Annotated in this window: 21 protein-coding genes, 1 tRNA gene and 1 riboswitch; of the genes, 5 read left to right on the forward strand and 17 right to left on the reverse strand. The window is 35.0% G+C overall.

Annotation, left to right across the window (positions count from 1 at the left end):
- Nucleotides 1-332 precede the first annotated feature (332 nt).
- From HGPG_RS10155 to HGPG_RS08705, 8 genes are all read right to left on the reverse strand, one after another.
- The gene (locus HGPG_RS10155) at nt 333-479 is read right to left on the reverse strand and encodes a YvrJ family protein (protein WP_081578749.1); all 147 of its coding nucleotides are present in this window, start codon (nt 477-479) and stop codon (nt 333-335) included.
- A 2-nt stretch (nt 480-481) separates the two neighbouring features.
- Entirely contained in the window at nt 482-697 is a 216-nt protein-coding gene (locus HGPG_RS08680; protein ID WP_019125694.1) for a DUF2922 domain-containing protein, read from the reverse strand.
- A 43-nt stretch (nt 698-740) separates the two neighbouring features.
- Nucleotides 741-965: a DUF1659 domain-containing protein gene (locus HGPG_RS08685; protein WP_019125695.1), complete on the reverse strand. Its 225-nt coding sequence runs from the start codon at nt 963-965 to the stop codon at nt 741-743.
- Between the two features lie 75 nt (nt 966-1,040).
- Entirely contained in the window at nt 1,041-1,517 is a 477-nt protein-coding gene (locus HGPG_RS08690; RefSeq protein WP_019125696.1) for a peptidoglycan recognition protein family protein, read from the reverse strand.
- Nucleotides 1,518-1,529: 12 nt separating this feature from the next.
- A complete protein-coding gene (locus HGPG_RS08695; protein WP_019125697.1) occupies nt 1,530-2,108 on the reverse strand; it encodes a sigma-70 family RNA polymerase sigma factor in 579 nt (192 codons plus the stop codon).
- A 135-nt stretch (nt 2,109-2,243) separates the two neighbouring features.
- On the reverse strand, nt 2,244-2,381 hold the full coding sequence (locus HGPG_RS10415) for a hypothetical protein (protein WP_019125698.1): 138 nt from the start codon (nt 2,379-2,381) through the stop codon (nt 2,244-2,246).
- A 5-nt stretch (nt 2,382-2,386) separates the two neighbouring features.
- Nucleotides 2,387-2,989 (reverse strand): hypothetical protein, encoded by a 603-nt coding sequence (locus HGPG_RS08700; RefSeq protein ID WP_019125699.1) that lies wholly within the window; start codon nt 2,987-2,989, stop codon nt 2,387-2,389.
- A 105-nt stretch (nt 2,990-3,094) separates the two neighbouring features.
- The gene (locus tag HGPG_RS08705) at nt 3,095-5,875 is read right to left on the reverse strand and encodes an S-layer homology domain-containing protein (protein ID WP_019125700.1); all 2,781 of its coding nucleotides are present in this window, start codon (nt 5,873-5,875) and stop codon (nt 3,095-3,097) included.
- A 561-nt stretch (nt 5,876-6,436) separates the two neighbouring features.
- On the opposite strand from HGPG_RS08705, the gene HGPG_RS08710 reads away from it, so the two are divergent.
- A complete protein-coding gene (locus HGPG_RS08710) occupies nt 6,437-6,706 on the forward strand; it encodes a type II toxin-antitoxin system RelB/DinJ family antitoxin (RefSeq protein ID WP_019125701.1) in 270 nt (89 codons plus the stop codon).
- A gap of 641 nt (nt 6,707-7,347) precedes the next feature.
- Nucleotides 7,348-7,503, forward strand: a complete 156-nt coding sequence (locus HGPG_RS10280) for a hypothetical protein (RefSeq protein ID WP_019125703.1) — start codon at nt 7,348-7,350, stop codon at nt 7,501-7,503.
- 70 nt (nt 7,504-7,573) lie between these two features.
- Here the strand turns inward: HGPG_RS10280 and HGPG_RS08715 are convergent, their stop codons facing one another.
- From HGPG_RS08715 to HGPG_RS08755, 9 genes are all read right to left on the reverse strand, one after another.
- Complete coding sequence (locus HGPG_RS08715) at nt 7,574-7,789, reverse strand: hypothetical protein (protein WP_019125704.1); 216 nt, start codon at nt 7,787-7,789, stop codon at nt 7,574-7,576.
- 30 nt (nt 7,790-7,819) lie between these two features.
- Nucleotides 7,820-8,545: a Fic family protein gene (locus HGPG_RS08720; protein WP_019125705.1), complete on the reverse strand. Its 726-nt coding sequence runs from the start codon at nt 8,543-8,545 to the stop codon at nt 7,820-7,822.
- Between the two features lie 12 nt (nt 8,546-8,557).
- Nucleotides 8,558-10,027 carry an AlbA family DNA-binding domain-containing protein gene (locus HGPG_RS08725; RefSeq protein ID WP_019125706.1) on the reverse strand — a complete coding sequence of 490 codons (1,470 nt, stop codon included), beginning with the start codon at nt 10,025-10,027 and terminating at the stop codon, nt 8,558-8,560.
- A gap of 559 nt (nt 10,028-10,586) precedes the next feature.
- On the reverse strand, nt 10,587-10,754 hold the full coding sequence (locus HGPG_RS10420) for a hypothetical protein (RefSeq protein ID WP_187115841.1): 168 nt from the start codon (nt 10,752-10,754) through the stop codon (nt 10,587-10,589).
- Nucleotides 10,755-10,852: 98 nt separating this feature from the next.
- Nucleotides 10,853-11,974, reverse strand: a complete 1,122-nt coding sequence (locus HGPG_RS08735) for a pyridoxal-phosphate-dependent aminotransferase family protein (RefSeq protein WP_019125708.1) — start codon at nt 11,972-11,974, stop codon at nt 10,853-10,855.
- A 120-nt stretch (nt 11,975-12,094) separates the two neighbouring features.
- Nucleotides 12,095-12,700 carry an ECF transporter S component gene (locus tag HGPG_RS08740; RefSeq protein WP_019125709.1) on the reverse strand — a complete coding sequence of 202 codons (606 nt, stop codon included), beginning with the start codon at nt 12,698-12,700 and terminating at the stop codon, nt 12,095-12,097.
- A 53-nt stretch (nt 12,701-12,753) separates the two neighbouring features.
- Nucleotides 12,754-12,866, reverse strand: a riboswitch (FMN riboswitch).
- Between the two features lie 749 nt (nt 12,867-13,615).
- The gene (locus tag HGPG_RS08745) at nt 13,616-15,091 is read right to left on the reverse strand and encodes a L,D-transpeptidase family protein (RefSeq protein WP_019125710.1); all 1,476 of its coding nucleotides are present in this window, start codon (nt 15,089-15,091) and stop codon (nt 13,616-13,618) included.
- Between the two features lie 210 nt (nt 15,092-15,301).
- Nucleotides 15,302-15,385, reverse strand: a tRNA-Leu gene (locus tag HGPG_RS08750).
- Between the two features lie 237 nt (nt 15,386-15,622).
- Nucleotides 15,623-15,856 (reverse strand): type II toxin-antitoxin system RelB/DinJ family antitoxin, encoded by a 234-nt coding sequence (locus HGPG_RS08755; protein WP_019125711.1) that lies wholly within the window; start codon nt 15,854-15,856, stop codon nt 15,623-15,625.
- A gap of 100 nt (nt 15,857-15,956) precedes the next feature.
- On the opposite strand from HGPG_RS08755, the gene HGPG_RS08760 reads away from it, so the two are divergent.
- The 3 genes from HGPG_RS08760 to HGPG_RS08770 all read left to right on the forward strand — a co-directional run bounded on the left by HGPG_RS08760 (nt 15,957) and on the right by HGPG_RS08770 (nt 18,536).
- Nucleotides 15,957-16,358 (forward strand): zinc ribbon domain-containing protein, encoded by a 402-nt coding sequence (locus HGPG_RS08760; protein WP_019125712.1) that lies wholly within the window; start codon nt 15,957-15,959, stop codon nt 16,356-16,358.
- 101 nt (nt 16,359-16,459) lie between these two features.
- Nucleotides 16,460-17,353 (forward strand): copper amine oxidase N-terminal domain-containing protein, encoded by an 894-nt coding sequence (locus HGPG_RS08765; protein ID WP_019125713.1) that lies wholly within the window; start codon nt 16,460-16,462, stop codon nt 17,351-17,353.
- A gap of 115 nt (nt 17,354-17,468) precedes the next feature.
- Nucleotides 17,469-18,536 carry a hypothetical protein gene (locus tag HGPG_RS08770; RefSeq protein WP_019125714.1) on the forward strand — a complete coding sequence of 356 codons (1,068 nt, stop codon included), beginning with the start codon at nt 17,469-17,471 and terminating at the stop codon, nt 18,534-18,536.
- The last annotated feature ends 26 nt before the right edge of the window (nt 18,537-18,562 follow it).

An 18,562-nucleotide genomic window follows, 5' to 3' on the forward strand; every position in this document is an offset into this window, starting at 1 on the left:
GAGGGGGGCATTGCCGCCCCCTATGCCCCCTCCTTATAAGCGATAAAGCCGCAGGCTTTAAATAAAAAAATATAAAGAAAAGTTCTTTACTCTTCTTGCAATAAAAAGACGTAGACTTTTAAAAATTTTTAAGACGCCCCCTTGTGCCCGAATGGGTATAAACCCCTCCAATAATAAAAAGAAATTTAATATTTAAAAATAAAACTCAAATAGAAAAAGATTTTTTCTGCTTTTTTAAAAGCCTTTTTTAGCCATAAAAAAAAGGCTTGCGCCCCACATATGTACCTTATTATTAATAATAATAAAATTAAATTTAATTTAAACCAATAAACTTACTTTTTAAACTCCTCAATAGCATTACTTAGCTCTACTATTACTTCCCTTAGCTCCTCCATTTTTTTCTCCAACCTCACCAAGAGGTAGCAAGAAATTGCAATGGGAAAGCCAATGTTTGAAATATTAGACAACAAATCTTCCATAATCAAAGCGCATCTTCCGTTCTAGTAATAATAGTAGCACCGTTATAAGTCTTAACTTGACCCATTTTGCCATTGACAAGATTGTTAGTAGTGATAGTGTCGGCAACAGATTGAGCCGTCTCTCTCTTTAAACCATCTTTAGGATTTAAAATATTAAGGCTCCAAGGATTGCCACCCTCATCAACAAAACTCATTCTAAGTGTTTTACTTACTTTCATACTCATATCTCCTTTCATAAATAACATAAAACTAACTGCCATCTTAGGCTTGCTCTTCAAAAACTTCTTCAGTAATCTTAGAAGAAGAAGCAAGACTGCCATCAACTAAAGTCCCAAAGCCCTTGGACAATTCATAAAGAGAATCATTAGTCGCATTAGAATTAATGTTTCTAACAGTGATGTTTCTCTTCTTTGTTTTGCCATCAGGACTTGTACTAGAAGTAACAGTCTTTAGCATGACTTTCTTATCATTAACATTAACTGCCATTATTTTCACCTCCTACTATATACATAGAAAAAAATAACAAAAGTTGCTATGAAAAAATTAAAAAAATTTTAAAAATTATAAACTTTCCTTAAACTTCCACCAAGCCTCCCAGTTGTTGGCGCTCATAGAACGAGGACAAAGCTTGTGTGACGCATCATAATGACGGACAACTCTCTTTAGAGGAATATTGTAAAAATCCATGAGAAAGCGAATGACAACTCGTGCATTCTCTAGGGCCTTATCATAATCACCGTCACTGTTTACGCAGATCTCAACTCCAATAGAATTAGAATTAGTGATGCCGTACCTGCCATGGCCGTCGCCGCAGTGCCAAGAAGCATTAGTAGTCTCAACAGTCTCCACTATCCTCTTGTCGTCCACAAAATAATGAGCAGAAGCCTTTCTGTTGCCCCCATTAAAATACCTATAATGAGCAAGAGCATCAGCACCGGCTCTAGGATTGCCTGTGTCGTGAACAACAATAAAAGTAGGCCTTACCATACCCTCTCTCTTAGAAAAATTAAACTTAATAAGATTTTTCTCGATTAACATAAAATCACCCCCTTACTTATAATGACAAGAGATAAAATCACGCATACCCTTTATAGCATTCCTCTTTAAATTAATCACAGTCCATCTAGAAATGCCAAGAAAATCAGCAATCTCCGAAAGACCAAGCCTTTCATAAAAAAATAACCTGACAACAGTCTCCTGCCTTGGAGTGAGAGAATCAATAGCTGCCTTTAGGATAGCCAGCCTCTCACCCGCCAAAAAGTCTCCCTCAATATCAACCCCAGCATCAAGAGAATCAAAGATGCCAAGACTTTCCTCATCATCAGTTGGACTATCATGAATATCACTATTCACATCCATAAGATACTTATAAGTGTTTAAATAAAAATACTTTAGACTAAGCTTAACATACTTCAAAAAAGACCTCTTGTTGTCAAAATCCTCTATGCAGGAAAGCACCATTGCCCTCCCGTCAGAATAAAGATCATCAAATTCATTAAAAATTGGACAATACTTTTTAATAGAAGAACGAATGAGAGGGTCTAGCATATCAAGAAGCTTAACCTTTGACCTCTCTTCCCCTACAAGGGCAGAGTTCAAAACTCTGTCAAAATCTTTATAATTATTCATAACTCCCTCCTAATAAATTTTTCTATGAACTAATTATAAAACTTTTGTTTATATTTGTCAAACAATAGTTTAAACTTCTTTTCAAGAATTTATTCTTAAAAATATCCCTTCTTTTAAAGCATAAAAAAAGAAGCCTTACTCTGCTTCTTCTTTTATCCTATTCCATGTTTCGTTGAATGTTTTTGTGTACTCACTTATTATTTCTTTCCTTCTTGGTCCAGCCAAGTGATTGGTATCTCCATTGTTTTCCAAGATTTTGATTTTATTTTCCAAATTTTCTATATTTTTTTTAATTTCTCAATTTCTTCTTCTTTTTCATTATGACTTTCTGAGCAATTAGAATCAGTTTTTTTATTACATTTTATTTCTCTATCAAAATTTAATTCAACATCAAGTTTCTTAGACCTTGCATAAGTATATAGAGATTCTACAGCTTTACGATCATTCTTTTTGCCAAATTCTTCTTTCACATTTAAGTTGCTAATAATTAGATAATAAAGTTTTCTTGCCGTCTTTTTATCATCTTCATCTAGTGTATCCTTACTTGTAAGAGCTAAAAACTTTGCTAAGGCTTCTTGCATCTTATGTAACCAATTTATTCTCTCTTTTGTGACAATTTCCTTGTAAGTTTGCTTCTTGTTGAAGATATAGCCTACACAAACACCTGAAACAGTAATAATAGAGGAAAGGAGAATACCCACTCCTTGACCTAACTCAGCATTAGAGGTCTTATTAACTATAAAATAACTTATTCCATAAAAGGCACCTATAATTAAAAAAATTGGAAGAAGAAAAAGGCTAGTATAGGCACATTTATCTAGTATAGAAATACTTGTGTCATCAAGGAATTTTTCTTCACTGTCTTTTTTCTTATGGCACATACTATCATCTCCTTTAACTAATTTTATCAGAAAAATATTTTTATGTAAAAAGAAAAACCCGAGGTTTCCCTCGAGTTTTATCTTTTAATTAATTAGTTAGACTAATTATTTTGCTGTAAGTTTTTGAGTTAAATCAGCTTTTGCTGTAACACCTGTGTAAAGTGGTTTTACTTTAACTGTAACTTCACCAGTAGATACGTCAACTGATGCTATTTCGTAAGTTCCTTTACCTTCAACTGTGTCAAGTGCAGCTTTAACTGCTGCTTTAATATTAGCTTCTTTATCAGCTATTACTGTAGAATCTTTATATTCAACAGTTGCTAATTTAGTTTTAATAGCAGTGTAGTAATCATCATATGCTTTTTGTCTTTCATCTGCTGCTAATTTATCTTCAGCTTTTTTAATACCATCTTTGTAAGTTTTTACAGTTGTTAGAAGAGCATCTTTAGCTTCAGAATCTTTAACTTTAGCTAATTTTTCTTCAGCTTTAGCTAATTTTTCTTTAGCAGCTTTAACATCGTCTTTAGTTGATGCATCAGTAAGAATTGGAGTTAATTTAGCAACTTCATCTTTAGCTGGAGTATAAACTTCATCAAAATATTTTTGAGCTGTTTCTTTAGTTGTTTTCTTTTCAGCGTAAGTTACATCTGCTTCATTTACAGCTTTTTCAAATGCTTCTTTAGCATCTTTATCTAACTTAGATTCATAGTATTTTTCAAGAGCTTTTTCAAGATCTGTTAAGTTTTTGTTAGATTTTGGAGCAATTAGGTTTCCTTTACCATCATTTAACATGAAGTCATAAGCTCTAACATCATGTTCATGTTTCTTGTTTTCAGCTTTGAATTTAACTTCTTTTCCTACATATGCTTTTAATGCATCTGCAAGTTCTCTGTCAACTTTGTAAGTCTTAGTTGTGTGGTTAAGTCCTGAATCCCAAGCGTCAGATTCAATCTTAATTTCAACTTCTTTTTCTCCAACCCAAAGAATTTTGCCAATAACAGTGTGTCCTTCAATTCCTTGAACTACATTAAGAACTGAGCCAGATTCTTCAAACATATCTCTAGCATAAGGAGTATCTCCAAGAATAGATACTGCATCTATATCTCTTGCATTATGGTCATTAGCTGCAAATTGTAGATAATCTCCTCTTTCAAGGTCTTTGTATTGTTTAGCATTGAAGATATCAGCATCTGCTACATAAAGTAGAGTTTCGTTGTCAAATCTGTCAACAACTTTGATTTCATCGTTGTCATAGATTTTTTCCACTTTAACTACTGGGTAGTCTTTAGTTTCGCTGTGATCAATTACTTTTTCAATAACATCTCCACGAACTTCGATAACATCATTTTTGTCACCATAGTTTAGTGGGAAGTTAGCTTTGTTAAGAACATTGTCTCTATCATAAAGTTTACCGTCTACATCTTCAAGAGTTGTAGAGTATTTAGAAGAAGAAGAGTTAATTACTCTGTATCTGTCTCCATCGTTATCTTTAGATACTACGTTAAATACAATAACTCTAGCTGTGTTTCTATTAGAATCAAATCCTTTAACAGCTGATTTATGATCATCGTTATCGAATCCAGCATATACGTTAGGAATCTTGTATCCATCTTTATAGTTGTGGAAACCGATTAATGAAAGTGCTTCGTTAATGTCTTTAACTTCTTTCATAATGTTGTTGTAAGGGTTAGCAACATAAACTTCAGTTTTGTCATTAATCTTTAATCTTTCAACTACTTTTCCATCAGTTCCGTGGAATTTAATCCATTTACCTTTTGTTTGGCTTCCGTTTAAGTCAATTGTAGCATATGATTTATCAACATCTTTTTGATCTCTTTTTTCCATAGTTACAATATCTTTATAGTAAGCTGTTTTGATTGTTGAATCAGCAACGCCTTCCCAAACATTGTTGTCATAATTAACGATTACTTCCTTGTATTCTCTGTCTTTGTCATGGTTAGAAATAGCTAAGTCTTCTGGGTTACCAAGTTCAAGAATGTGAGTTACTTCGTTCTTGTCATTAGTAAGAATTCTTACTAATGAACCTTTGTAAAGATCTAGGTTGTCAACAGTTTTAACTTTAACAATTTGTCTTCTAGTGTTGTTACCATCAACGATAACTGTATCACTTGTAATCTTGTATTCTTTGTCTTTATCTTGGTTAAGAGTAAGTTTGCTATTAGTTAAGTTAGAAACAATACCTCTTGTTTCGTTAGCTGGTACTCTCTTGAATTCTTGCATTTTGTAAAGAGCATTGTAAATCATAGTGAATGCATCTGCTCTGTTAGCTGCTTTGTTAGAATCAGCGATTGTTACATCGTCAAGAATTCCAAGTTCTGCTGCCCAAGTCATCCAAGAAGATGCCCAAACTGCATTTTTAACCATATCAGCTGTTAAGTTTTCTTTTGCAAGAACAACTAGCATTTTAGCTAATTCAGCGTAAGTTACATCGTTTTCTGGCTTGAATGATCCATCTGGATATCCTGCTAGCATTGCAATTCCGTTAGCATCAGAAGGAACTGTTGTACCTACTGTGATAACTCCGTTAGCCCAGTGTTCTGGTTTAACGTCATTGTAAACTTGCATTGCTCCTTGTAGTTGCTTAGATAATTCTTCATTACCATTAGCTAGTACAAGTAATCTTGTGATTTCGGATCTCTTGATGTTCTTATCAAGTCCGTAGCTTCCATCTTCGTAGCCTTCAACAAATTTTTTGTCGATGATATATTGGATTTTGTTATCTTTTCCAACAATCTTTTCAACTTTTTCAGAAGCTTCTGCTTTTTTAGCGTCAGCTTTCTTTGTTGGTTCAGCGGCGAAGACACTTGTGAATGTTCCTAGTACCATTACTAGTGCTAGTACTAGAGAAATAATCTTTTTGTTCATTTGTCTTTCGACCTCCTTAAAAATTTTGTAGATTCTACAAAAGTCTCAAACTTTTGTCGCCGAGACTGAACAATCTCGACTCAGAGGTGACAAATAAATATCGCCTTATTTCTGGTTTTATTTAATTGTCATGTTCCTCTTATGTTTCTATTATACACTACATTCTTCCTTTGTAAAATTACAATTACATTACATAAACTTTCTTGTATTTGGGCTTTTGAAATATTTATGTAACATTATTTTACTAGGGCATCTTTGCCGTGATAATAGAAAGGGTCTTGGGAATATGTGTCTTTGGTCACTTTGTATTGGGCTGTCGCCCTGGACTAGTGTCCTTAGACTTTGTATTCCAAAACCGTATGTAAAATTATAACAAAAAGGTTACATTTTTGCAATTTCTTTTTCTTTGGGAGGGTAAGGAGTGGAAAGCCTGCGGCTTTAAGAACGAATAAAAAGTTTTTTCTTTATAAATTATTTTTTTATTAATTTCCTTAATCTATAATGACAATGTGTTGACCATGCACGAAATTCGTTTTATAATTTAGGAAAGGGGATGTGTTTATGTCTACTACAAATTTGAATATTAGAACGGATAAGAAAGTGAAGGAAGATGCTGAAAAGATTTTTGCAGAACTTGGTCTTAATATGACAAGTGCTATTAATATTTTTTTGAGGGCAAGTATAAGAGAGAGCGGCATTCCTTTTGCCTTAAAGCTTGATGTGCCTAATGAGGAGACAATCCTCGCCATAGAAGAAGCAAAGAGAATCGCAACAGATGATGGTGTTGAAGCTTTTGATAATATTAATGATTTAAGGAAAAGTTTGAAATAAAGCTTATGCTTTTGATTTATGATTTAGTTTTTTTCATTTGTAAAGTATTTTTTATTTAAGGAGGGGGCATAGGGGGCGGCAATGCCCCCGCTTGTGCCTGGTGGTACTACCCCCTCCTTTGACCTCCCCCACACCCCCGTGCCCTGGCAGGGGCCTTTCCTTTACTTCCCATAAGCGGTCGTCAGCCTAAAGAAAAGAGGTTAACACAAATTTTTCAAGAAAAATTTGTGAACTGACCTACCAAGAATTTGCTTCGCAAATTGGGTTAGGTCATGTCAACTCGCTCGCTTAAAGTTTTGCATTCAAAAAATTATCTGCTTAAAATAGTAGACTTTTATTCTCTTCTAATTTTTTGATCGCGACCTTCGCGCGAACCTAATCAACTCAAAGTTCGCTTCACTCCTTTTCTTTGTTAGGGTTCTGCGGTTGAGCGAATGAATTTGCTTCGCAAATTTCAATCGCTCATTCACAGTTGAATTTTTTAACGGCTTCCTCCCTTTATGGGATCACTTGATAAGTTTACGGTTTTTGCCAAGATGTTTTCCTTATAACATAATAAAGCTGGGCACTCTTGCCAAGTTAACTATTAACCTTAGAGATGTTTTGGGATAGAGTCTATTTATAAAGGTAAGGTGTTTTTTATGAGAACTTACGCTGTTTATAAGAAAGAAATTCTGGAAAATGATGATATCAGGGCTGAATATGATGCCCTCGAGGATGAATATAAGATAATAGAAGAAAAAATCGAATTTAAGCAAAATAATGAGGATTTTCTACACAAAATCGACAAAAAATAATTTTTAAAATAATTTGAGAAACAAAAAAGCTAGGCTTTTGTTTTCATTTACGAAAACAGCCTAGCTTTTTTTATTTTGCAAGCTCTTTAAAGGCTTTATCATACTTTTCCATAATCTCATCTGCTACTTTGTCTAAGTTTTTATATGCTTCTTCTGATTTTTCTTCAATTGTGTCAGGTCCATCAGCCAACTCTTTAAATGCGTCTATGTGATCTTCAACAAATTTTTTAGCTTCTTCAAAGAGTTTTTCTTCTTCTTTATTAATTTTTAATTTTTCTTTATCCATATAACACCTCGAATAAGAAAGACACTCATTCTAACTTTGATACTCTTCTATGATACTCAACTCGTAGTCCTCTACAAGTTCTTGGAATTTTTCGAGCCTTCCTTCTTTTCCGTACTGATCTAAGGCTTCATAATATATAGGTCTTTCTTTTGCTTCTATTATTATTGGCAGAAATTCATTTTTCATTAGGACATAATTTAAAAGTAGTCTTGCGCACCTTCCGTTGCCATCTTGGAAAGGATGGATGCGTATAAATTCTGCGTGCACCCAGGCTGCCAGTTGTACCGGATGGATCCTGCCCTTCTTCTCATTGTAGGAATATATGAAATATTTCATTTCATCGCGGACTTTTCCCCATGATGGTGGGGCAAAACTTGCTCCAGTGATTCGCACATTGCCACTCCTATAAATGCCACCAGGAAAAATATTATCCATCAATATTTCGTGAATGTCCTTTATAAGATTCTCGTCAAGGTCATCTTCAGGTGACAAGTGAGCTTTTACATAATCGAAAGCTTTGTGATGGTTGACAACTTCATAAATTTCCCTCAAACTCTTGCCACCAACGGAAATGTGATCCACAAGCAAGGTCTTTACCTCATATATTGATAGAGTGTTTCCTTCGATTTTTGTGGACTCGTGAGAAAATCTAATTGCAAAATCTTCTTCAAACTTTTTAAGAATTTCTGGTAATATATCCTTTTTATTAATATTAAATTTTCGAATAGCCTCATCAATTTGCTTTAACTTATCCATGTAAAGCGCTCCTTAGTATTTATTTACTTTCCAGTAGCCATCTTTAGCACTGCCCACATACTCTATTATTTTTTCATCTGTAAGAACTTTTAAATCTCTTTCAATAGTTCTATTGGTTACATTAAATTGTTTAGATAAATCATAGGCTGTAATTTTAGGGTTGTCCTTTATTATATCGAGAATTTTTTCACGCCTTTCATCCGGTTTTGATTTTTGACCGACATTTTGACCGACATTTTGACCGACATTTTGACCGACATTTTGAGTATCATTTTGAGTATCATTTTGGGTATCATTTTGACCCTCATTTTGGGTATCATTTTGGATGTCATAATTTAGGTTTCTTAAAATTGTGGTAAAAGAGCTTTCGGTAGATCTAAATTCTGGCTTTAATTCTTCCCTATAATATTCTTCTTTTTTATAGGCTTCTATAATTTTTCTAAGTCCAGATCCTCGTCTTTCCATTAAATTCATTCTGGCAAATACATCTGCTAGAATTGGATTTCTTCTTGTGGAAGATACGTTTAATGGATTTAGATCTTGGACAAAAGTTCCGTCGTACATACCTCCAGGAGAATATATTTCTAACCTATCGTCATAGATATCTACATGGACTTCACTGCCAATTACTGAATAGTCTCTGTGGATTAGGGCATTGACTAAGGCTTCTTGTACTGCTCTTTCGGGGTATTCTGGATATTCTATTCTATAAACCGGTCCTTTCTTCCACATCTTTTTTGTGTTTCTTTTTACAAAGTCCAAACTTGCTTTTAAAAGATAAATTATATTTCCTTCAAATTCAGCATCGTCAAGAGCATCAATTCTCCCACTGGCTTTGGTTAGTCCATTCCACCTAGTGCAAAACACTCTTGATTGATAAACTTGATAGTCATCTGCAAAGAGTGCTCCTGCTATGGTTAGGTTTCCTTCATCATTTACAAGTCCAAAGGATATTAAATCTTTATCTTCAAATTCTTTTTCTGTCCTCTTTTTATATTCTATGCTAAGCTCTTTAAAAGTTACATCTTCTAATCTTTTCTTTGACTCAAGTAAATCATAACTAATATGTTCACCCTTTAGTGATAAGTTAAATAAGTCTATTCTATTGGCAGAGACACTCTGATTTCCTACTCTCTTGTAGGCTGTTCTTGAACCACCATCTGCTACAAAATATGGAGTGTTTTTACCTGCAAAGATTGTTAAAATTAAAATTATTTTTTCATCTATCTCTTGTATCTCAATATCAAATTCTGGATTCGGATCCATTTTTGTTTTTATGATTTCAGAAATATTCTCGGAAGTCTCTTTGTAGTCACTAAGTCCAAGAATTGTATTATCATCTTTTACTCCAAATATTAGTCTTCCACCTCGTCCATTTGCAAAGGCTGATACGGATTTTAACCAAGACTTAGGTTTGTTTATTTCTAATTTTTCTTTTTTGTCATATAGATTTGTTTCTCCAAGATAATCTTTTAAGTTCAAAGTATCCCTCCTCTCTTTCAAATATTATATTTAATTATACTTTATTCTAAAACATTGCAACGGTCAATAGTTAACTCAGCAACAATGCCCTCTTTGTTAATGTGTTGTAAGGAAAACACCTTTTGCAAATATAGTAAACTTGTTGGAGTGTATCTAATAAGCAAAAAAATCGGTTATGCGTTAAAAATTTTCAACTGTTTGAGCTCGCGAAGCGAGTGAGTTGACATGACCTAACCCAATTTGCGAAGCAAATTGTTGGTAGGTCAGTTCACAAATTTTTCTTGAAAAATTTGTGTTAACATATTTCAAAAAGCATGACCGATTTTTTTGGACTTCCAGTGCGTGGGGTGAAAGGGGTGGTTTGGAGGGGTACCACCAGGCACAAGCAAGGGGCAATATCTGTTTACACTTGTTTGAAATCGTGAGCCCCCTTGTGCCCGAATGGGTATAAGCCCCTCCAATATTTAAAAAGAAACTTTATAATAAAAAACTTTTATTTTGCTTTTCCAAAAGCTAAGCTTTTAAAATTTTATTTTTGACCGACATTTTGACCAACATTTTAGGTGTCATTTTGACCCTCACTTTGACCCTCATTTTGACCGTCATTTTGACTATCATTTTGACCGACATTTTGAGTATCATTTTGAGTGTCATTTTGAGTATCATTTTGAATACCAATTAGAGTACCATTTTGACCCTCATTTTTACCCTCACTTTTTGGTGACATTTTGGGTGACATTTATTTAGTCTTTGCTAGTAAATTTCTTTGAATGACTCTTGATAAATCAATTAAAACTTTTCTTTTGCTTTTCAAGTGCAATTTTCTCACTTCATGAGTTCTATAAATCTTTCTTTTAAAGAAATTTTAGTCTTTATTCCCAATTCTTCAAATACTTCGTCCAACTTTTCATATAGTTCTAAAAAGTTTTCGTAGGATATGTTGTTGCCCATGTGGCCTATTCTAAATACTTTCTCGAAGATATTGCCTGCGCCCTTGGATATTAATATGCCCCTCTTTTTTAGGGCTGTAAGTATGTCATCTGCTATGAAGCCTTCTGGCACCATGACTGCTGTTAGGGTGTTGGATCTTGAGGCCTTGGCGTAGAGTTCGAAGCCTGCTTCTTGGAAAATCTCTCTTGTCACTTCTGCGTATTTTTTGTGAAGGGCAATGGAGTCCTTGGCAAAGAGCTTGTCTAGGGCAAGGTCTAGGGCATAGGTCAAGTTCTCGTTCATTGTGTATGGGAAGGCAAAGCCGTCGGAATAGTCGTAGTAGTTTAGGAAGTTCATATAATATGATGGAACTGGTTTTTTTCTGTTGGCGATGGCTTCTTTTGCCCTGTCTGATATTGTAACCATAGTTAGTCCTGTTGGCGCTGAAATACATTTTTGGCTGCCACCAAGGGCTATGTCAACTTTGTAATCGTCAAAGTCAAATTCTTCTCCGCCCATGCCTGATACTGTGTCCACTACTGTGAGGATGCCGTAGGAGTTAAGCAAGTTGCAAATGCTCTTTACATCGTTAGTGATGCCTGATGGTGTCTCGCAGTGGACCATAGTTGCTACTTTAAAGTCGTGGTCTTTTTCTAGGAAGGCTTTTAGTTTTTCTAGGTCGAAGCCGCGTCTGAAATCGTCTTCGTAGATTAGTGGCTCGCCGTCGTAAAATTTTACGAAGTCGGCAAAGCCTGCGCCGAAGACTCCGTTATTTAAGACAAGGACTCTGTCCCCTTTCTCCACTAGGTTTATGATTGCTGCTTCTAGTCCAATCATGCCTTCGCCAAGCATGAGGATAGTCGTGGCTTCTGTCTTTAAGAGTTTGGAGATTTTTTTCTCCACTCTTCTATGTATTTTTTCGTATTCTGGATCGATGTCTGGGTTTGTGAGAGTTTTTCCCATTAATGCCATTACTTCGTCGTCAATTGATGTTGGTCCTGCACATAAGATTTTCATTTTTCTTTCTCTCCTTTATGTCTTTTGATTAAATTATATTATATGGGGACAAAAAAACAAGCTGCCTTTTGACAGCCTGCTTTGGTTTTGTTTTTATTTTCCTTTAGTTTTTCCACACTTTTAGTTTTTAAATAGTGGACTAATTTTTTTGTAGACTAGCATCATGACTGCTGATGTTGTGAAGCCTTTTATTAGGTTAAAGGGTAGAACTGAATAGATCATCATAGTGAAAAGTCCTGTGATTTTTGGTGTGATGGCAGATCCCATGGCTATTATTGCCTCCATTGGCATTACTTTGCCGTAAAGTGGAAAGACCACGAAGTAGTTTGATGTCATGGCAAGGATTGTCATTGCTAATACGCCTACTGTCATTGCAAGGACTGCGCCCTTGTAGGTTCTATGTTTTCTATAGATGTAGCTTGATACTAAAGCAAAGGTACTTGATATGATGAAGTTTGATAGTTCGCCAACGCCTGCTGTCATTGTGCCCTTAAAGATTATGTGCATAAGGTTTTTTAGGGCTGCTATTATGATGCCATAGACTGGTCCCATTGTGAAGGCGCCCATGAGAACTGGCAAGTCTGATATGTCCAGCTTCATAAAGGGTGGTGCTACAAAGGTTAGTGGCAATTGGAAGTACATTAGTACAAAGCCAATTACTGATAGCATGGCTACTTTTGTCATGTCTTTTGTTCTTATCATGGTGCTTGTGTTTACTTTATTCATTTTACCTCCTGTTGGGGCATAAAAAAACCCCGAACCTTCGGGGCATGAAAGTTTTAAATCATTCTCTCATCCAGACTTTACTGTCGGTATTGGAATTTCACCAATTCGGCTTGCGCTCGCGGACTTTACCGCCGGTTGGGACTTGCACCCTTCCCTGAAGATTTAAATTTTTATTTATTTCTTGCTTTTATTATAACACTTGTGGTGGGTTTTGCAAGTTTTATTATAGTTGAATTGTAGTGTATTGATGAAGCTTCGCTTTAAGAACAAATAATAAAGGTTTTTTATTTTTTAATATATTTTATTTTTTAATTTCTTTTTTAATACTGGAGGGGACTTAGGGCGTTTCGAATCGCCCTTGTCCCCTCCAGACCTCCCCTTAACACCCTAACGACCTGGCAGGGGCCTTTCCTTTACTTCCCATAAGCGGTCGTCAGCCTAAAATTCAAAACTAGGTCGCTTAAAGTTTTGCATTCAAAAAATTATCTTCTTAAAATAGTAGACTTTTAGTCTCTTCTATTTTTTTCATCGCGACCGTCGCGCGAACCTAATCAACTCAAAGTTCGCTTCGCTCCTTTTCCTTGTTAGGGTTCTGCGGTTGAGCGACTGAATTTGCTTCGCAAATGTCAATCGCTCATTCACAGTTGAATTTTTTAACGGCTTCCTCCCTTTATGGGATCACTAGACAAGTCTACGGTTTTTGCCAAAATATATCTCCCATTACTACTGTCTATCTCTATCATTAGTCTACGACTGTTGCTAAAGGTTTTTTCTCTATTAGATAATAGAGAGCTGGTTTTGTTGCAAAGTTAATTGTTTACCTTGAGAGCTTTAATTGATTAGTTTTTATTAAAAATTTTAATAAAAAAATCGGCTATTCTTTAAGTTTTTTTGAATAACCGATGTTTTTTGTTTTTATTGTTGTGCTGGTGCTTGTCCTTGAGCTGGTGGAGCTGGTTGGACAGGTGCGGGTTGGGCTGGCGCTGGTGCAGGTGTTGGAACTGGTGCTGGTGCTGCTATTTTTTGCCTTGTTGAGTCATAGACTATTACTGGCATGCCGTTAAAGGTTTTTGGGTAGAGGTTTTTCATCACTACTGGCGGTATATTTACGCAGCCGTGAGAGCCGCCACTTAGGTAAATTTTTCCGCCAAAAGTTGATCTCCAATCGGCATCGTGAAGTCCCACGCCTGACCAATTTATAGGCAACCAATAGGAAACTTTTGAGCGGTAGGTTTCGCCAGTGAGGTACCTATTTCTCTCGCGAGACCAGATTCTGTCTGTGCCCGTTGGTGTTCCGTTGCCAAGGGTTGGGTTGCCTGATACTATGTCCGTCTCAATTTCCAAATTGCCCTTGTTGTAGTACCAAAGTTTTTGCCTTGCAAGGTCTACCTCAATGTAGGTGTTGCCCACATCGTCCACTGTCCTTGACACTGCATCTTGCCTGTAAATTGGCTTTATGGTAACTGGCTCATCTCTTTTTAGTGCAGCGATTATTTCGTCCTTTGTCTTTTGTCTATCGGTGATCCAACCGTAGATGCCGCCGTCAACTTTTACTGTCCCAATGCCTGTGGCGTTAAATATTCTTGATGTCCTAAAGGTGTCGTACTTTGCTGCAAGTTTTTCCACGAACTTTGTCACCTTTTCTTCGTCAATGACGAGGCTTCCGTCATCAGCCTTGGAATACATGGCGATTATGCCCTGACCTGTCACTTCTTCTTTTCTATCGTCAAAGTCGATTGTGATTTTTTTATCGTAAAGAGTCTTGTAGGATTCCAGTTGATTTTTGATGTAATCAGAATCTGCCCTGATATTTGGCTCTATATAAAGGCCTTCTTCTTCAAGGTTTAATTTTTCTTTTTTGTCGGCAAAATGACCTAAGACTGCTTGCCTAAGTTCATCTCGCTTTATAAAATCGCCATAAACTTCTTTTTCTACTTTAAAGTCGCCCTTGTCGTAGATAATCTTGGCATCAGTTGAATGAATGGACTGGTTTTGCACTGCCTTTAGGCTATTTAGTCTATTTGTGAGAGCCTGGTCATCGTATTTTAAAATTGTGTCAAGCTGGTAGTGCTTGTCCACTAGGGATGCAAAGGGCCAGTAAAGTGGTGTCTGATCCACAAAGCCGCTGCCAATTTTTTCTTCAAATTTTATTTCTTCTGCTGTGATTTTGTCATTATTTTTTTTGTCCTTGGCAATGATATCCACTTGGAAATTTTTGGAAAGGTCCTCGTAATTTTTTTCAAATTCAGAAATTTTTGTCAGTCCAAAGTCGTGGCCGTTGACATAGGTTCTTGGCATAAACCTATCTCTAAAGAGATAAAGTCCCGTTATATATATGAAAATTAAAATTATAAGTATAAATGCAAAAAATATTTTAAAAGTCTTCTTCATAATTCCTCCAATACCTTACATTATACTCTATAGAAATTTTTAAAAAAGAGAATTTCTCGGATTCTTGCAAATGTAATTTAATTGTAAATATTTTAACGAAAGCATAAAGTTTTTTGTTAAAGGATTTCTATAAAAATCTCTAAATAGTTTTTGCCAGCTATCATAAAAAGGACACAAAAAAACACACAAGCTAACTTGTGTGCTTATTGTTGGTGCGGGAAAGAGGACTTGAACCCCCACTCCGTTGGAACTAGATCCTAAGTCTAGCGCGTCTGCCAATTCCGCCATTCCCGCATGAAGTTTTAACAACAAAATATATTATACTGAAGCTTTTATTTTTTGTCAACTATTTTTTAAAATATTTTTATAATTTTTTTACATTTCATGTAAAATCTAAAAAAATTTTTACAGACCATATAATTTTGCTGTCTTTATATTATAACAGGCAAAATAAATTTTTGCTACTACAATTTATTTTCTTTTTCTATTTCTTGGTCTGCCTCTTTAATTATTTCGTCAAAAATTATGAAATCACCATAAATTTTTTGTGTAGTTTTTAAAACTTTCTATGTCATCAAATTCTGCAATTATTGTGTTTCCCTCTACATCAAAGGGGATCTTTCCTTCTTCAACAACTGCTCTGGCAAAAATTTCAAAGGCTTCGTCCCTTGTCATGCCCATAGATTCACAAACTTTTTCGAATTCATTTTTTAAATTTTCTTCTATTCTTATATTTACATTTGCCATGGTCTCACCCTTATTCATTCTAACATTCTCTTCCTTCTAATCACAAGTCACATAGATTTAAAAATTCTTAAATGGGTAAGATATCTAAATAAAAGAATATTAGAAAGAGTTGATTTTTTTGAACTTTAAAGAAAAGATGAGAAAGTTTATGATTGGAAGGTATGGTCAAGATGAGTTGGGCAAATTTATTTTATTTCTTGCTCTAATTCTTCTTATTATAAATTTATTTGTAAAGACGGCTGCCCTATCCGCTGCCTCTTTAGTCTTAATTGGCTATTCTTATTACAGGGCTTTTTCTCAGGACATAAGTGCAAGGTATGCTGAGAACAAAAAATTTTTATCTACAGTTGATCCGTTAAGGAGAAAATTTTCATCTTCAAAAACTAAATATGATAATAGAAAAGTTTACAAGTACATAAGATGTCCCAAGTGCAAGTTTGAAATGAAGGTTCCAAAGGACAAGGGCAAAATTAGGGTTACTTGTAAGTCTTGTGGCGAAAAGTTTGTCATAAAAAGTTAAGCTTCTGGATTTTCTCCAGAAGCTTTTTTGTTGAAATCTTAACTTTATTGTAAATTCTTTAATTTTTTATTAGTGTTATAATATATTAAAGGGGTGATTTTATGAAGAAAAAGCTTTTGTTTTTAATGTCTTTTCTTTTACTTTTCACCAGCGTCTATGCTAATGGAAAGAAAAAGATGACTCTTAACATCAATCACATTGTCTTCGAGAAGGACTTTGTTGTTAAGAATGACAGGATCCACATTCCCCTAAGACTTGTGTCTGAAAACTTAGGTGCTGATGTCAACTGGAAGGGCGACACAAAAGAAGTGGAGATTTTAAATCAAGGAAAGAAAATTGTTTTTTATGTCGATTCTAATGAGTACAGGATTGACGATATTGTCTACACAATTGATTCTCCTACTTTCATTTTAAAGGACACTTGTTATGTGCCTGCAAGAGCTCTTGCCAATGCCATGGATGCAAAGCTTGAGTGGAATGAAAAAGAGTTTTACTGCGCTATTGACAATGGTTATGAAAAAGATCCTACTCGTGATGTGGATCCAGCTAAGGACGCCAAGGACCTTGCTATTATTGATAAGATAAGAAGGGTCACTGACCTTGAAGGCTACTTAAAGGATGGTGTCATGAGGGTAGAAGAAGTTGACGATGGCAAGGTTTATGAATTATTTTTAAAGGATTATGAAAAGAAAAATTTATCCATGAGGTTTGTCTTTGACAAGAATAATAATTTAAGATTTTATAAGTTTGACTACTTCCCTAACGAAAAGTATCCTTTCTTGGAAAAACATTTAAGTGAAGAAGAGTCAAGGAAAGTGGCTCGCGACTTTATGGACATTGTTGGAAATAAGAAGAGATTTTTAAAAGAGAGTGAACTTAATAAAGACCAAAAAGATTATCTTCCTGATGCTGGTACCTATGTTTTCTATACTAAGTCTGGCGATGTCTCTGTAGATGCAAGCGGCGGTTTCGTTTACGCTTATAGCAACAATTAATGTTACAGAATTATTAAAAATGTAAAATTAAGTCACTATTTAAGCTATTGGAATTGATTTCCCATAGATTTTCTGTATAATTAAGTTAACTTATATTTTTTAGGAGGAATAAAAAATGAACAAAAAAATTACATCACTATCTTTAGCAGGTATCATGCTACTATCTACTGCAAGCCCAGTTTTTGCTGCTCCAGAAGTAAAGGCTCCAGTTAAAGAAACTACTAAGGCTGAAGAAATGGTAAAAGACGCTAAGGAAGCTGGCAAAGAAATTGCTAAAGACGCTAAAGAAGCTATGACTGATGCAAAAGAAAAAGTTGAAGAAAAAGGCAAAGAAGCTGTAAAAGAAACTAAAGAAGTTGCAAAGGAAGTTAAAGAAGACGCTAAAGAAGTTAAGGAAGAAGTAAAAGAAAAAGTTGAAACTAAAGATGTTAAGGCTACTACTCAAAAAGTTAAGCTTGACGGAAAAGATGTTGTAATCTACGGATACAATATTGATGGATACAACTACTTCAAACTTAGAGATTTAGCTGCTGTTTTAAAAGACACTAAGGCTAAATTTGGCGTTGAATACAAGGACGCAATGGTTACTCTAACTAAGGGTGCTGACTACAAGGTTGCTGAAACTGACCAAAAAGAAGTTAAGGCTGAATCTAAGGGAATGCTTACTAACGACAAGGTAATGGTTGGCGACAAGGCTCTTACTGCTACTGCATACAAGGTTGACGACAGCAATTACTACAAGCTTAGAGATCTAGGTGAAGCTCTTGGTTTTGGCGTTGACTTTGACAAGGCTACTAACACTGTTTTATTAATGTCTGAAAAAGAAGCTGCTAAAGAAGAAAAAGTTGCTCCTAAATTAGAAGAACTTAAAGAAGCTGTTAAAAAAGAACTTGTTAATGAAAAAGAAGTTCGTGAATCTGAAGCTTACAAAAAAGCTGACGACAAAGTAAAATCTAACTTTGAAAATGCTGTTGCAGCTGCAAAATCTCTACTAGATGATGAAAAAGCTACTGCTGAACAATTCGAAAACGAACTTAAGGCACTTGTTGAAGCTAAAGAACAACTTGGCTTCAAGGCTGATGTTAAAGTAGAAGAAAAGAAAGAAGAAAAGAAAGAAGAAGTTAAAGAAGTTAAAGACGAAAAGAAAGACGACAAAAAAGAAGAAGTTAAAGAAACAAAATAATTTAACTTAAACTTAAAAAGGACCAT

It is taken from the genome of Peptoniphilus grossensis ph5, assembly GCF_000311825.1.
Classification (GTDB): Bacteria; Bacillota; Clostridia; order Tissierellales; family Peptoniphilaceae; genus Peptoniphilus_A; species Peptoniphilus_A hominis.